The organism is Endozoicomonas sp. ALB091, from assembly GCF_049310265.1.
Taxonomy (GTDB): Bacteria; Pseudomonadota; Gammaproteobacteria; order Pseudomonadales; family Endozoicomonadaceae; genus Endozoicomonas.
The window spans coordinates 279,655-294,663 of record NZ_JBLYNQ010000007.1; the positions used below are offsets into that span (position 1 = coordinate 279,655).

12 protein-coding genes are annotated in these 15,009 nt (G+C 51.3%); 1 reads left to right on the forward strand and 11 read right to left on the reverse strand.

What is annotated here, in order from left to right:
- Positions 1-30 precede the first annotated feature (30 nt).
- The 3 genes from relA to cysM all read right to left on the reverse strand — a co-directional run bounded on the left by relA (position 31) and on the right by cysM (position 4,994).
- Entirely contained in the window at positions 31-2,283 is a 2,253-nt protein-coding gene (gene relA / locus ACO6UX_RS13370; protein ID WP_422448340.1) for a GTP diphosphokinase, read from the reverse strand.
- A gap of 335 nt (positions 2,284-2,618) precedes the next feature.
- On the reverse strand, positions 2,619-3,956 hold the full coding sequence (gene rlmD, locus ACO6UX_RS13375; protein WP_422448342.1) for a 23S rRNA (uracil(1939)-C(5))-methyltransferase RlmD: 1,338 nt from the start codon (positions 3,954-3,956) through the stop codon (positions 2,619-2,621).
- Between the two features lie 147 nt (positions 3,957-4,103).
- A complete protein-coding gene (gene cysM / locus ACO6UX_RS13380) occupies positions 4,104-4,994 on the reverse strand; it encodes a cysteine synthase CysM (RefSeq protein ID WP_422448344.1) in 891 nt (296 codons plus the stop codon).
- A 68-nt stretch (positions 4,995-5,062) separates the two neighbouring features.
- Between cysM and ACO6UX_RS13385 the strand changes: the two genes are divergently transcribed.
- Complete coding sequence (locus ACO6UX_RS13385) at positions 5,063-7,861, forward strand: response regulator (RefSeq protein WP_422448346.1); 2,799 nt, start codon at positions 5,063-5,065, stop codon at positions 7,859-7,861.
- Between the two features lie 67 nt (positions 7,862-7,928).
- On the opposite strand, the gene acpS is transcribed toward ACO6UX_RS13385, so the two are convergent.
- The 8 genes from acpS to lepA all read right to left on the reverse strand — a co-directional run bounded on the left by acpS (position 7,929) and on the right by lepA (position 14,759).
- Positions 7,929-8,303 (reverse strand): holo-ACP synthase, encoded by a 375-nt coding sequence (gene acpS / locus ACO6UX_RS13390; RefSeq protein WP_422448348.1) that lies wholly within the window; start codon positions 8,301-8,303, stop codon positions 7,929-7,931.
- Positions 8,304-9,053 (reverse strand): pyridoxine 5'-phosphate synthase, encoded by a 750-nt coding sequence (pdxJ, locus tag ACO6UX_RS13395; protein WP_422448350.1) that lies wholly within the window; start codon positions 9,051-9,053, stop codon positions 8,304-8,306. It lies immediately after the preceding gene.
- A 246-nt stretch (positions 9,054-9,299) separates the two neighbouring features.
- On the reverse strand, positions 9,300-10,055 hold the full coding sequence (recO, locus tag ACO6UX_RS13400) for a DNA repair protein RecO (RefSeq protein ID WP_422448352.1): 756 nt from the start codon (positions 10,053-10,055) through the stop codon (positions 9,300-9,302).
- Positions 10,052-11,023 (reverse strand): GTPase Era, encoded by a 972-nt coding sequence (era, locus tag ACO6UX_RS13405; protein ID WP_422448354.1) that lies wholly within the window; start codon positions 11,021-11,023, stop codon positions 10,052-10,054. The genes recO and era overlap by 4 nt, the downstream gene beginning before the upstream one ends.
- 15 nt (positions 11,024-11,038) lie before the next feature.
- The gene (rnc, locus tag ACO6UX_RS13410; protein WP_422448356.1) at positions 11,039-11,725 is read right to left on the reverse strand and encodes a ribonuclease III; all 687 of its coding nucleotides are present in this window, start codon (positions 11,723-11,725) and stop codon (positions 11,039-11,041) included.
- Complete coding sequence (locus ACO6UX_RS13415; RefSeq protein ID WP_422448358.1) at positions 11,722-12,096, reverse strand: DUF4845 domain-containing protein; 375 nt, start codon at positions 12,094-12,096, stop codon at positions 11,722-11,724. Before ACO6UX_RS13415 ends, rnc begins: the two co-directional genes overlap by 4 nt.
- Positions 12,097-12,117: 21 nt before the next feature.
- Complete coding sequence (gene lepB, locus ACO6UX_RS13420) at positions 12,118-12,927, reverse strand: signal peptidase I (protein ID WP_422448360.1); 810 nt, start codon at positions 12,925-12,927, stop codon at positions 12,118-12,120.
- Between the two features lie 32 nt (positions 12,928-12,959).
- Positions 12,960-14,759: a translation elongation factor 4 gene (lepA, locus tag ACO6UX_RS13425; RefSeq protein WP_422448362.1), complete on the reverse strand. Its 1,800-nt coding sequence runs from the start codon at positions 14,757-14,759 to the stop codon at positions 12,960-12,962.
- Between the last annotated feature and the right edge of the window lie 250 nt (positions 14,760-15,009).

Sequence of the window (15,009 nt, forward strand, 5' to 3'; positions counted from 1 at the left end):
CACGCCAGGCGCGGGAATCAGCAGGATAACTTAACTCATTTTACGATGACGAACAGCATCGATAACATTGGGCAACTGACTGACCTTGGCCAGGATACGTCCCAGGCTCTCCAGACTGGGAACTTCCATAGTCAGCAGCATGCTGGCTAAATGCTCTTCCTTGCTGGTCCGGGTCTGCATAGACAGAACATTCACCTTATCGTTAGCCAATACCACGGTAATATCTCTTAACAGGCCCGGGCGGTCATAAGCCGTAATGATAACATCAACCGGGTAACTGTAGTCCGGACGGGTTCCCCAGTTAACTTCTATCAGGCGCTCCGGCTCACGACTGCGCAAAGAGAGCGCCGTGTTACAGTCTTCCCGGTGAATGGTTACACCACGGCCAACGGTGATATAACCGATGATCGGATCCCCCGGCACCGGCTGGCAGCAACCCGCCATCTGAGTCAGCAGATTACCAACACCATCAATGGTAATGGTGCTGTCCGATAACCGTTCCTGTTGTGGTTTGGTGCGAATTTCAAACGTCTTCTCTTCTTCCGGCGCAACCTGCTTCTGTGCCTGGGAAACCACATGGCGAAGTTTTATGTCACCGGCACCGATACCGGCAAACATATCATCCGGTGACAGGCAGTTAACTGCCTGGGCAAGCTCCGGGTAATTAACACTCTGCAACGCCTGACGTTTAAGCTCCAATTCCAGCAGGCTCTGACCATCGGCAATATTGGCGTCCCGATCCTGCTTTTTGAACCAGCTGGTGATCTTGGCCCGGGCACGACTGGTGGTGACATAACCAAGATCAGGGTTCAGCCAGTCCCGGCTGGGGTGGGCATTGGGAGCAGTAAGGATTTCCACCTGATCGCCGGTTTTCAGTTTATGGGTTAACGGTACAATACGACCGGCAACTTTCGCGCCTCTGCAGCGGCTGCCCACTTCTGAGTGAATCCGGTAGGCAAAATCGATCGGGGTGGCTCCCACCGACAGATCAACCACATGCCCGTCTTTGGTAAACACATAGATTCGGTCTGGCTCGACATCCGCACGCCACTGACCACCCAGCTCGCCCAGATCACCAAGGTCTTCATGCCATTCCATCACCTGACGCAGCCAGGAAATTTTTTCCTCGTAGCTGTCACTGCGGCTATTAACGTCAGTGCCCTTGTACTTCCAGTGTGCGCAAACACCCAGCTCTGCTTCCTCATGCATATCATGGGTGCGTATCTGAACTTCAAGGGTTTTGCCTTCAGGGCCAAACACCGCCGTGTGCAGGGAGCGGTAGCCATTCTCTTTCGGAGTGGCAATGTAATCATCAAATTCTTTGGGAATATGATTCCAGAGCGAGTGCACCACCCCCAGTGCCGCATAACAGTCACGGACTTCATTGGTGAGAATACGGACGGCACGAATATCGTAGAGATCACGGAAATCGACGTTTTTCCGTTTCATCTTCCGCCAGATACTGTAGATATGCTTTACCCGGCCACTGACATCCCCCTCAATCCGTGCATCCGACAGTGACGCTTTCAGGGCATCTACGACGTTGGTAATGTATTTCTGGCGATCCAGTCGTTTGCCATCCAGTAGCCTGGCAATTTTCTTATAGTCCTGGGGTTTAAGGTAACGGAAAGAGAGGTCTTCCAGCTCCCACTTGATATAACCAATACCCAGCCGATGGGCCAGCGGCGCATAAATTTCAAACACCTCCCTGGCAACCCGCTGACGTTTCTCCTTACTGGCATGCTGAACAGCCCGGATAGCGCAGGTTCGCTCAGCCAGTTTGATCAGGGCAACACGGACATCGTCAATAATGGACACCAGCATCTTGCGAACTTTTTCCAGCTGGTCCTGACGATGATCGAGAACCTGCTTTCTCGGGTTCTGGATATTGCTGATGGCCGCCATGCCCTGGACGTCTTTGATCAGACCGGCAACCACCTTGCCAAAATTCTCTTCCACCTGGTCAAGAGAGAGCTTGGTTTCACGGACAGCCCGATAGAGGACCGCAGCAACCAGGGTATCCATATCCAGTTTCAGCTCGGCCAGGATCTCGGCCATTTCCAGACCGGTCCGGAAACACCCTTTTCCCGTAGGCCAGACTGTTTCTTCAGATTCGAGAGACCGCTGCAATGCCAGCAGCTCAGCCTGTTGGGCCAGCTCGCAGGCCTCCCTCAGACTATCCGTATCACCAACGCCGTAACGTTCCTGCAGGCGATTCAGCCAGGCACCCAGGTCGACACTGCCGTCGAAGAGCTGGGGCTGATCCTCTCTGACCTTGACCATCTATTCCATTCCATCTCTTTCTGTAAAAATGATGCCCTGTCTGGCATCGGGCTAGGAGGCTGCCCGAGAATAGCGCCCGTCTGGGCGACCCCGTAGCGAGGACGGCAGAAAATTGAGGATAAAAAGTCGGAAATTTTTAGTGAATAGTGGCTCTATTTGCTAGAAATTTCCGCCTTTTTAGACCAATTTGCTGCCACCGCACGACTGCATGGATGCAGGAGCTAGAGCAACGCAGGAGCAGTTGTCGCGTAGGGCAGTCTATTCTCGGTCAGCCTCCTAGACTACTTCCACAAAGCAGCCATTAACAGGCTACTTTCCAATAAATTACTTTTTGACTATGACCTGACAAAAAGCGCCATGGACTCAACATGAGAAGTTTGCGGAAACATATCCATTACACACAAACGCTCAAGCCTGAAACCATGGGAGACCAGACTGCCGGCATCCCTGGCAAGGGTCGCCGGATTGCAGGAAATATACAACAGTCGGTCAGGCAATAAGCAGGCCAGTTGCTCAATCATAAAATCCGCACCGGCCCTGGGGGGGTCGAGAACCACTATATCGTAATGCTCTTTTGCCCAGGGCTCAGTGGTGAAATCACTGGACAGGTCTGCGCAGTGAAAACTTACATTACTCAAACCATTCAGACCGGCATTTCTTGTCGCCTGGGCAACCGAACCCGGTGAACCCTCAACCCCCGTGACATGGCCTGACTTTTTCGCCAGCGGCAGAGAGAAATTACCCAGGCCACAGAACAGGTCAAGCACGTTATCGGATGCCTGCGGAGCAAGCCACTGGATAGCCTGCTCAACCATCGCCTGATTAATCACCCGGTTAACCTGGGTAAAGTCCTGTGGCCGGAAGTACAGCTGCACCCCCGATTCAGGCAGCGAGTAATGTAATGCGACGGCGGCATCGTCGTCAGATCTGGCAGGATATAAAAGCCGGATGCTCTCTGGACTACCCTGCAGGTACAGCAACAGCTGATGGGCAGAAGCAAACGCTGTCAACAGGGTTTGGTCTTCTTGCGACAGAGGACGAATATGACGCAGCAGTAACCCGCGCCCCTGCTCTGCCAGAAAACACTCCACGTGGGAAATGGCTTCCCGGCCGGTTAACGTTGGCAAAAATGACTTCATCAGTACGGGCATCTCCTGCAAAGGCTCTGCCAGTATGGGGCATTCATTAATGTCACAGATGGCATTACTGCCCTTTTCCCGAAAACCAAGGCTCAGTCTGCCTTTACGCCAGCGGATGGCAAAACGGCAACGGTGGCGATAGCCATAGGGGGGAGAAACCAGTGATTCCTCAATGTGCTCAGGCACAACCCGGGCAAATCGCCTTAACTGATCAAGAACGATGTGCTGCTTGCTGTCAAGCTGCCCTTCATGGGACCAGTACTGCAGGCTGCAGCCTCCGCACTGACGAAAATGGGCGCAGGCAGGCTCACGGCGCTCGGGTGATGCCGACAGCACTTCTGATACACGGGCATTGATAAAACGACGTTTGTCTTCCAGAATCCGGACACGAACGGTTTCGCCCGGCAGTGCACCGTCAATAAAGAGGGTCTTCCCATGGTAGCGGGCAATCCCGCGACCATCATGGGAAAGCCCGTCAATACGCACATCCTCATGAATAATAACAGGGGTTGAGGCAGCACGTTTAAAGCGCATAGAGTACTTCCAACATTCTCTTGAAACCATGGCCCATGGCCGTTTAAAAGCGTAATGTTACCTTGGATATTGAGTACAACAAAACCGGATTCATACCTGCATACATGGAAATTCAATCATGGCCAGAGAAACCGGTGAACGGTTTTCCTATGGCAGAAATACGCCCGTGGAAAGATACCGATCACCACGGTCACAGATAATCGCCACAATGGTGGCCTGCTCTACGCTTTTTGACAGTCTCAGGGCAGCTGCAACGGCTCCCCCTGAAGAAACGCCGCAGAATATGCCTTCTTCCCGGGCCAGCCGCCTCATGCATTCTTCAGCTTCTGTCTGGCCAATATCCATCACCTCATCAACGGCGGAACGGTGAAAAATCGCAGGCAGATATTCGGGACTCCAACGACGGATGCCTGGTATCTGAGCTCCCTGTTCCGGTTGCAGGCCAACGATCTGAATGGCAGGATTCTTCGCTTTCAGATAACGGGAGGTCCCCATTATCGTCCCGGTAGTACCCATGGAACTGATAAAATGCGTGACCGTACCCTGAGTCTGCTGCCAGATTTCAGGCCCGGTGGTCCCGTAATGCGCCAGGGGATTATCCGGATTGGCAAACTGGTTAAGTACCTTGCCCAGGCCCTGTTGCTGCATTTCCAGCGCTTTATCCCGGGCACCTTCCATGCCATTACTGACCAGAATCAGTTCTGCTCCATAAGCACTCATTGCTGCACGACGCTCGGCGCTCATATTGTCCGGCATAATAAGGATCATTCGATAACCGCGAACGGCCGCTGCCATGGCGAGCGCTATACCGGTATTGCCACTGGTGGCTTCAATTAATGTGTTCCCCGGGCTGATGGCATTGCGGCGTTCCGCCTCGGCGATCATGGACAGGGCTGGTCGATCTTTCACAGAACCGGCCGGATTTTGTCCTTCCAGTTTCAGTAGTATGGTATTTGAACTCTTCCCCTGCATGCGCTGCAGACGAACCAGCGGGGTGTTGCCAATAATCGACTCTATTGTCGGATATTCCATGGACATATAACTTACGTAGACTTTATTATTCCGGAATAATACAGAACAAAAGCCAAACAGGGAAAGGCAGTACCATGAAACAGCACCTTACGGCATTCCGCCAACGGATTCTTCTGCTCGCTTTTCTTCCCGGCATTATTGTTTCCCTGCTGATGGGCGCTGTCTATCTGGTTAAGCGGTATCAGGAACTGGACAACCAGCTCATGGCCAAGGCATTGACTCAGTCTGGACAGCAGGCAGCCGTTGCCTCACTGCTGCTGGATAACACCCGGCATAAAGAACTGCAAGCCCTGATCAGCATGCTGCTGGATGACAGGGATATTCGTGCGGTAAGCCTGGTCGATGAGCAAGGCCGGGAGACTCTTCATGCAGGCCCAAAGCTCACGGCCACCGGAAATTTAGCCTCACTGTTAGAACCTGGCCAGAGCTGGTTCCGGAACGACCAGGTCATCCAGGTTGCCGATCCAATCATCAGCCCGGATACGACCAGAATTGCTGGCTGGCTGATTACCGATTACGCCTATGCAGAAACTCATCTGACCCAATTCCGCTCTCTGGCGTTCAGCATTATTGTTGTCTCCGTGGGGTTATTGGTGGCATTGATCATTAGTCTGAAGCTGGGCCATGGTGTTACCCGCCCCCTGGACCGTATGGCAAGGGTCATTGATCGCATCAAGAATGGCTTCTTCGATACCCGACTGCCGGACAACCGGGGCAGCCTGATGTATGAACTGGAATCGTCTATCAACGTTATGCTCAATGGCCTGCAGAGCAAACATCAGAAGATGACCAGTCATATTGCCCAGTACAATGATGAACTGCGGGAAACACTGGAAACCATTGAAATTCAAAATGTCGAGCTGGATCTCGCCAGAAAGGAAGCACTTGAAGCAAGCAGAAGCAAGAGCGAATTTCTGGCCAATATGAGCCACGAAATCAGAACACCGCTGAATGGCATTATTGGCTTTTCCAACCTGATGCTCAGTTCAAGGCTCACACCGCAACAATACGACTATGTCAGTACCATTGAGAAATCCTCTCAGGGACTGCTGACGATGTTGAATGACATTCTTGATTTTTCCCGTATGGAAGCCGGTAAGCTGGTGCTGGACCCCCAACCCGTCTGCCTGCGGGAGATCGTTGAGGATGTCATGACATTTATGGCACCTGTCGCCTATGGTAAATCGTTGGAAATTGTCCACTTTATCTACGACGATGTTCCTGAACATATCATCATTGACGGACTGCGGTTGAAGCAGATCCTCACCAACCTGATCAGCAACGCCATTAAATTTACCAGTTATGGTTCCGTTGCTGTGCGAGTGATGCTGGATCAGGAAGGCAAACCTGATCAGCAAGAAAGTAATGAGCCCCTGACCCTGAGAGTTTCAGTGGCGGATACCGGCATTGGCCTTACCCGGGAGCAACATCACAAACTGTTCCAGGCTTTTGCCCAGGCAGACTCCGGCAGAACACGCAAGGCGGAGGGAACCGGGCTTGGCCTGTCGATTTGCAAAAACCTGGTTGAGCAAATGGGTGGAGAAATTGGCCTTGAGTCCGATCTGGGTCAGGGGGCAACCTTCTGGTTTACCTTTAAAACAACCCTGAATAACAAAAATGGTGAACCGGCTGTTGCTGATGGTTGTGAGCAGCAAGACCTGGTACCGACACCGCTGCACGGCCAGAAAGTGCTGCTTATCGAACCCCATGAGCTGACCCGGTTATCGATTTTTCACTTACTGAATAAACTGGGTGCAAATATCACCGCAGCAGCCAGCATCCAGCAGGGAATGTCAGCAAACAAGACAAATGTCTCCTACGACTATATTTTCATCAACCCTGATAATATTGAACCGGTTCAGGGAATCGCGCAGTTAACAGCCTACTATAGCAACGCCAGTATTATCGTACTCAGTTCGGCAGGAATAACAGGGGCTATGGATCCTGCGCTTCCTGACGGTACTGATACGCTTCTGAAGCCCGTTGGACTGAACCGGCTGAAAGCACTGCTGACCCGTATAAACGGGAATCATGAAGGCAAAAAAATTCAACAACAGATCAACAAATCCCTGAGTATTCTGGTCGTTGATGACAACCCGGTTAACCTGAAATTGCTGAAAACCATTCTTGGCAACCTGGGGCAAGATTTGCAAACCGCAGAAAATGGTTTTGATGCCATTGAACTGTGCAGGCAGTTCACTTTCGACATTATTTTCATGGATGTTCAGATGCCGGTCATTGATGGACTCGAAGCCACAGGGCGAATTCGCAGTGAAATCCCGAACCACCAGCGCACCCCAATTATTGCAGTGACTGCCCATGCGCTGCCCGAGGAGAAAAAGACGCTGTTGCAAAGTGGCTTTGATGACTACCTGAGTAAACCGGTCAGTGAGAAACACGTCATCAGCATGATCAATCAGTGGGCAAAGATGCCTACCGAGACAATAGAGCATAGAGAATATTTTCCGCCATCAAAGCCCGGCATCTCTTTACATCCGGCAATGGATCAATCGGAAAGTCCTGTAGATATCAACCTGGCGACGCAACTGGCTGCCGGAAACCGGGAACTGGCTCAGGAGATGCTGGTGATGATGAAAGAGGGACTTGATGACGATCTTGTAACTCTCAAAGATGGCTGGGCTGCCAATAATTATTCGGCTGTACTGGAACGGGTACACCGATTACACGGTGCCTGTCGTTATTGTGGAGTGCCGGAACTGGAGCGTATTTGCAACCGGCTGGAAACACGACTGAAGAAATACAACACCCTGGAACATCATCAAGTCACCGAAGACTTTCAATTATTGCTTCAGTCCATCACCCGTCTCAATCAGTGGGAAATGGAGAGTCTGGAAACGGCTGAGGAAGCATGATATCACGTTCAAAGCCGTTTATGTGGGTAGTGAATCGGGCGCTATTGTGATGAGCAAGAGAGCTGATTCAGCTCTCCAGTACTACAAAGGCAATCGCATTATCCTGCTCATCAGAAAGACTGAGGTGAAGCCGCTTAACCCCTCTTTGCTGCTGCAATTCAAGGCCATAATCCGATAAAAACAACTCAGGAGCACCTGAGGCATTATTTCTTACCTCTATGTGCCGGAATGACAGTTTTCCGATTCCTGTACCAAACGCTTTGGCAACGGCCTCTTTCGCCGCAAAGCGCTTGGCCAGCCAGGCCGGTGAGGATGAACGCTGCTGCCATTGCAACAGCTCATGGTCCGTGAGAATCCTCCTGGCAAACGCCTCACCCAGCCGACTGAGTGAGCGCTCAATCCGATCAATACGGACAATATCTGTCCCTATTCCAACAATCACTTAAAACGCATTCCGTGCAGCTGCCAACATAAGGGCTTTCATCTCTCGCACCGCTGGTTTCAATCCCGTAAACAGGGCACGGGCAATGATCGAGTGCCCAATATTCAGTTCATTGATACCGGCGATCAACGCAACAGGCTCAACATTCTGATAATTAAGGCCATGGCCGGCATTGACGATCAGCCCCTGTTCCAGACCAAACACCACCGCATTTCTAAGACGGTCAAGCTCATCCTGCATGGCTTCAGCCGTCGAAGCTTCAGCGTAAGCACCGGTATGCAGTTCAATGGCAGGCGCTCCGGCCCTGACAGCGGCCTCAATCTGATCCAGATCAGGATCAATAAACAGCGAGACTTCAATCCCCTGCTTTCCCAGGCGTTCACAGGCGGGAGCCACACTGTCAAACAGGCCTTTCACATCCAGTCCGCCTTCAGTGGTGACTTCTTCCCGCTTCTCCGGAACCAGGCAGACATGTTCAGGTTTGAGCTTTTCCGCAATGCCAACCATTTCATCGGTCACTGCCATCTCCAGATTCATTCTGGTCTGCAGAACGTCACAAATCCGGAATACATCATGGTCCTGAATATGTCGGCGATCCTCGCGCAGGTGCAATGTGATGCCATCTGCCCCGGCCTCTTCAGCTTCAATTGCCGCCTGAACAGGATCAGGATAACGAATCCCCCTGGCCTGCCGGATGGTTGCAATATGATCAATGTTGACACCCAGCAAAATACGCTGATGAGGAATCATAAATACACCTGTTGTAGAAAATGTAGAAAATGGCGCAGTGAATTGTGCGACCGTTATCGGGGTTTGGAGAGTGCGCCATTTTCTACTAATGGCCTCTCCGGTGGCGATTGAGATTTTCTGCTGGGAGGCTGACCGAGAATAGCGCCCGTCTAGGCGACCCCGTAGCGAGGATGGCAGAAAATTGAGGATAAAAAGTCGGAAATTTTTAGCGAATAGTGGTTCTATTTGCTAAAAATTTCCGGCTTTTTAGACCAATTTGCTGCCACCGCAGTAGGGCAGTCTATTCTCGGTCAGCCTCCTGGTAAACAGCATGCGGCTCTGCATCGGCCTGTCTCCGATAAGCGGTTTCATGGCCTGCCTGGTAAAACGCTTGAAACCAGGATAGAAATCAGCATTGGTGAAATCCCTGGCCGAGAGTGCTTGCAGCAACTCTGCGGTGTAGCAAAACGGTCTCTCATGGTAGCTGACTTGTCCATGGGTCGGTACCAGCCCATGCTCAGGTTCAAAGCGGTAAACCATGCCTTGTTTTAAAGGCGCGCCGCTGACCACGTCCCAGTCAAGCGGTGGAGCATAGCCGCAGAGTTCCAGCAAATCCAGTTCAAAGGAACGGAGCAATGGCTCAAGAGGCACGTTCTGATGAAGATGGGCCAATAGGTCCCGGTATAATTCCGTCACGCCATCCACCAGCTGCCCCGGAATCATTGATCGCATCAGCAACTCATTGGCATAGAACCCGCAATAAAGCCGTTCACCAGTCAGAAAGGTAAAGCGATCAAGCTCCAGATCAACCAGTGTTTTCAGCTCACTTCGCCCTTTCCAGCGCACCAGTACCTGATGAAAAGGCTGTAACAGCGAAGCCAGCCGGGACTTTGACTGCCTGACTCCCCGAACCACCATGGCCACACGGCCATGACCTTCCACTAAGAACTCAGCAATCACTGAGCGCTCTTTATAAGAGCGCCGATGCAGTAACCAGGCTTTATGGAATTCATTACCAATCACAGGTTGTGATCATACCCCAGACTTTTCAGGGCACGCTCATCGTCAGACCAGCCTGCCTTGACCTTAACCCAAAGGTTCAGCATGACTTTTGAGTCGAACATGTGCTCCATATCTTTGCGGGCCTCCTGTCCGATTTTTTTCAGTCGTGCTCCCCGGTCACCAATAACAATGGCTTTCTGGCCCGCTCTCTCCACAAGAATCAAGGCACTGATGGTCAACAGTGGACCTTTCGGCCGCAACTCATGCTTGAACTCTTCAATCTCCACCGTCACGTCATAAGGCAGCTCATCACCCAGCTGACGCATGACCTTCTCCCGCACCAGCTCAGCGGCAAGAAAACGGGAACTGCGGTCCGTCAGCTGATCTTCAGGAAAATGATGGACGCCTGCCGGAATCAGCCGGGTAATCATTCCATCCAGCTGTTTCAGATTATGGCCGTGCTGCGCAGAGATGGGCACCACCCCATGAAAATCCATTTTTGTTGACAGAGACTCAAGGTGCGGGATCAATTGCCCCTTATCCGTGATCTTGTCCACTTTATTAATCGCAAGAATAACCGGACAGCGGGCACCCTGTACCTTTTCAAGGACCATCTGATCCTCTTCATTCCAGGTCAGGCGGTCAACCACAAAAACAATGGCATCAATACCCGCCAGGGCACTGCTGGCCGCTTTATTCATATAGCGGTTGATCGCTTTTTTCTGCACCTTGTGCATGCCCGGCGTATCAACATAGACCGTTTGAACCCCCTGCTCCGTCTTGATACCCAGAACCTGATGGCGGGTAGTCTGGGGGCGGCGGGAGGTAATGGAAAGCTTCTGGCCGAGAAGGTGATTCAACAGGGTTGATTTGCCAACATTGGGTCTGCCAACAATGGCGACGTAGCCACAGCGGCTGTGTTCCGAAACGGTATCGGAAAGGCTGAGTTCATGAGCAGCTGGCTCTTCTCGATTTACATCAGATGTCATCTGTTTTCTGCGCTCTTAATGATCAACGCCAAGCAACTTCAATGCATTGCGAGCCGCCTGCTGTTCAGCACCACGACGACTCGACCCTTCCCCCTTCGACGGCTCATCCAGACATTCCAGTTCACAAATCACTGAAAAGTGCTGGTCATGAGCTTCCCCCTGAATATCTGTCACTTGATATTTTGGCAGTGACTGCTGCCGCGCCTGCAGATATTCCTGCAAGCGGGTCTTCGGATCTTTATTCTGCTCATCCGTCGTGGTCAGTTGATCCAGACGAGTGGTAAACCAGATGCGAATTCGCTGGTGACAAACGGCCATACCGGCATCCAGGTAAATCGCACCAATAATGGCCTCAACCGCATCCGCAAGAATGGACTCCCGCCTGAAGCCACCACTTTTCAACTCACCGGAGCCAAGACGAAGAAAGTCGCCCAGTTCAAACTCCCGGCCAAGCTCGGCCAGGGTTACACCGCGCACCATTCGAGCCCGCAGGCGGCTCAACTGCCCTTCTTTGGCATCGGGAAAGCGCTCATAGAGGGCTTCAGCAATAACAAAGTTGACAATCGAGTCGCCAAGGAACTCCAATCGCTCATTGTTACGACTGCCAAAGCTGCGATGGGTGAGCGCCAGCGCCAACAGGCTCTGATTGGAAAATTCATGCCCTAACTTTTTCTGCAGTCGGGCAAGTTCAAGCGTTTTCACTGAGTTCCAGCTTTCCAGTTATGTTCAAACGTTAATACCAGATCAACGTTATGGAAAAAATGAATCCGTCGCTCGTAGTCAATATCGACAACGACAACACCGTTTTCGCGGGTGACCTTAACCTCATTGCGATCAAGCTTGATCAGGTTTAGCTGCAACCCTTTATTTATCCAGGTTCTCACCTGGGTAACGGATGCAGTGGCAGAGCCTGGCCGGTCAGTTAATGAAGATACCACCTGCTTCACAGAGTGATCATCCATATAAAAGGGCACAACCTTAACCGCAAAAGACAACAATAGTCCACCAATTAACAGGTAAAACAGCCAACTGACTGCACTACTGCCTCGTTGTCGGCTCTTCATACCATACATAAGATTCTCTCCTTGGACAGCTTACTCAATCACCCCGTTGTTCTTAAAGCCGGGAAGTTGAGTCCAGCTCGGCCAGTGCATCCAGATGTAAACCGCCTTACCAACAATATTCTGTTCAGGAACATAGCCCCAATACCGGCTGTCATTGCTTCGGTCACGGTTATCCCCCATGACGAAGTACATGCCGTCAGGCACAACCCACTCACCTTCAGCCCGGAAATCATGACTGGTCAGCTCTTTACGAACCTGGTAGCGCTTGCCTTCATCACCTTCGTTATAGAGACGATAAATGGATCGGGCATCACTGAGTTGTGCCACAAACTCTTCAGGAACCGCCTGGCCGTTCACCGTCAGCCGCTTGTCCATATATTGCACAACGTCGCCAGGCAAACCGATCACACGCTTGATAAAGTTGATATTTTCTTTCCCTGGCTGTTTAAACACCATCACATCACCACGATCAGGCTCACCGATGGCAAGCACCTTGGTACCTGACACGGGCAAACGCAAACCGTAACTGTATTTATTAACCAGAATAAAATCACCCACTTCCAGGGTCGGAATCATGGAGCCAGATGGAATTTGAAAAGGTTCGAACAAAAAGGATCGAATCACCAGAACAAACAGCAAAACCGGGAAGATAGACTTGGAGGTCTCAACCACGGTAGGCTCCCTGGCCAGCTTCTCAAGGGCGTCATCGTCTCCGCCCTCGGCACCGAGCATGGCAACAGCAGCCTTTCGCCTTGGTAACAAAAAAAGTCGGTCAATCAGTGCGATGATACCTGTAACAACAACCGACAGTACCAATAGCAGCGGAAAGTTAAAATCCATGGCTGTTTTTCTCTTATGTAATCAATGGTGAATTATTTGTCGACCTTTAGAACTGCCAGGAAAGCCTCCTGAGGAATTTCCACACGCCCAACCTGCTTCATCCGTTTCTTACCGGCCTTCTGTTTTTCCAGCAGTTTACGCTTACGACTCACGTCACCACCATAGCATTTCGCAGTGACGTTCTTTCTGAGCGCTTTTACCGTGGTCCGGGCAATAATCTGCCCACCAATGGCCGCCTGAATGGCAACATCAAACATCTGGCGGTGAATGATCTCTTTCATTTTTTCCGTCAGCACCCGTCCGCGGGAAACGGCGTGATCCTTATGCACAATAACCGCCAGTGCATCGACTTTTTCACCATTGATCAGAATATCCACCCGAACCATTTTAGCGGTTTCAAAACGATCAAAAGAGTAGTCCAGAGAAGCAAACCCCCTGCTCACCGATTTCAGTCGGTCAAAGAAATCCAGCACCACCTCGTTCATCGGAATATCGTAGGTCAGTGAGACCTGACCACCCGTGAACTGCATATCTTTCTGTACGCCGCGCTTTTCAACGCAGAGAGAAATCACATTACCGAGATATTCCTGGGGTACCAGAATATTGGCCCGGGAAATGGGTTCACGAATTTCGTCAATACCTGCAGGGTCAGGCAGTCTGGAAGGGTTATCAACTTCCACCACACTGCCGTTTTTCATATGACACTGATAGATTACCGTGGGAGCCGTGGTAATCAGATCCAGGTCATATTCCCGCTCAAGTCGCTCCTGAATGATCTCCATGTGCAGCATGCCCAGGAAGCCACAACGGAAACCAAAGCCCAGCGCGTCACTGCTCTCCGGCTCGTAAAACAGGGAGGCATCATTGAGACTCAGTTTTTCCAGCGCATCACGAAAATCTTCAAAGTCATCCGCACTGACCGGGAACAAGCCGGCATAGACCTGCGGCTTAACATGTTTAAAGCCTGGCAGCGCTGCAACATCCTGGGTTTTCAGATGAGTCAGGGTGTCACCGACGGGAGCACCTTGAATATCTTTGATACCGGCAACCACATAACCAACCTCACCGGCTTTAAGAACTCCGGTGGGCGTCCGCTTGGGCGTGAAAATACCGACATTATCCACAACATGAGACTGTTTGGTGGATTTAACGACGATCTTTTCTCCCTTGCGCAACGTACCGTTTTTCACCCGCACAAGAGACACCACACCCAGATAGTTATCAAACCAGGAATCGATGATCAGTGCCTGCAATGGCCCATTGATGTCACCTTCAGGAGCAGGAATAGTGGACACCAGTCGCTCAAGAACATCCTCAATGCCCAAACCACTCTTGGCAGAGCAGCGGACAGCATCGGTTGCGTCAATACCGATAATCTCTTCAATTTCCTGGGAGACCCGGTCTGGCTCTGCCTGGGGCAGATCCATTTTATTCAGCACGGGCATGACTTCCAGCCCCTGCTCTATGGCGGTGTAACAGTTAGCAACGGATTGTGCCTCAACACCCTGGGCCGCATCCACCACCAGAAGCGCACCTTCACAGGCCGCCAGGGAACGTGAAACTTCATAGGAAAAGTCAACGTGTCCTGGTGTATCGATAAAATTCAGCTGATAGGTATTACCATCTTTGGCATGATAATCCAGCGTCACACTCTGGGCCTTGATGGTGATGCCACGTTCACGCTCAAGCTCCATGGAATCAAGCACCTGGGCCTGCATTTCACGATCACTGAGCCCACCACAGGTTTGGATAAAACGGTCAGCCAGGGTTGATTTCCCATGATCAATATGGGCAATGATGGAAAAGTTCCTGATTAAGCTTAGGTCGCTCACGATAGTATCTACTGTAAAAACGTCACAAAAAGCGATCCCCGCAATCGCGGGGACCGTCTTGAATTAGGGAATTGGCCTGCGGATCAAACTGACTTACCGGCTGTTAAACAGCATGAATTGATTTTATTCATGCCTGTGGCTAAAGCTCCGGCAGCAATTAACACGTGTCTGACCTGCATAAATGATTCCATAATATTCTATAACATGTCAGCACACTACTCCATGGTCATATACCGTGCTATCCACATTT

Bases quoted from the DNA above. Each gene is read 5' to 3' on its own strand.
- relA (WP_422448340.1), bottom strand. From the start codon at position 2,283: ATGGTCAAGGTCAGAGAGGATCAGCCCCAGCTCTTCGACGGCAGTGTC.
- rlmD (WP_422448342.1), bottom strand. From the start codon at position 3,956: ATGCGCTTTAAACGTGCTGCCTCAACCCCTGTTATTATTCATGAGGAT.
- cysM (WP_422448344.1), bottom strand. From the start codon at position 4,994: ATGTCCATGGAATATCCGACAATAGAGTCGATTATTGGCAACACCCCG.
- ACO6UX_RS13385 (WP_422448346.1), top strand. From the start codon at position 5,063: ATGAAACAGCACCTTACGGCATTCCGCCAACGGATTCTTCTGCTCGCT.
- pdxJ (WP_422448350.1), bottom strand. From the start codon at position 9,053: ATGATTCCTCATCAGCGTATTTTGCTGGGTGTCAACATTGATCATATT.
- era (WP_422448354.1), bottom strand. From the start codon at position 11,023: ATGACATCTGATGTAAATCGAGAAGAGCCAGCTGCTCATGAACTCAGC.
- ACO6UX_RS13415 (WP_422448358.1), bottom strand. From the start codon at position 12,096: ATGTATGGTATGAAGAGCCGACAACGAGGCAGTAGTGCAGTCAGTTGG.
- lepB (WP_422448360.1), bottom strand. From the start codon at position 12,927: ATGGATTTTAACTTTCCGCTGCTATTGGTACTGTCGGTTGTTGTTACA.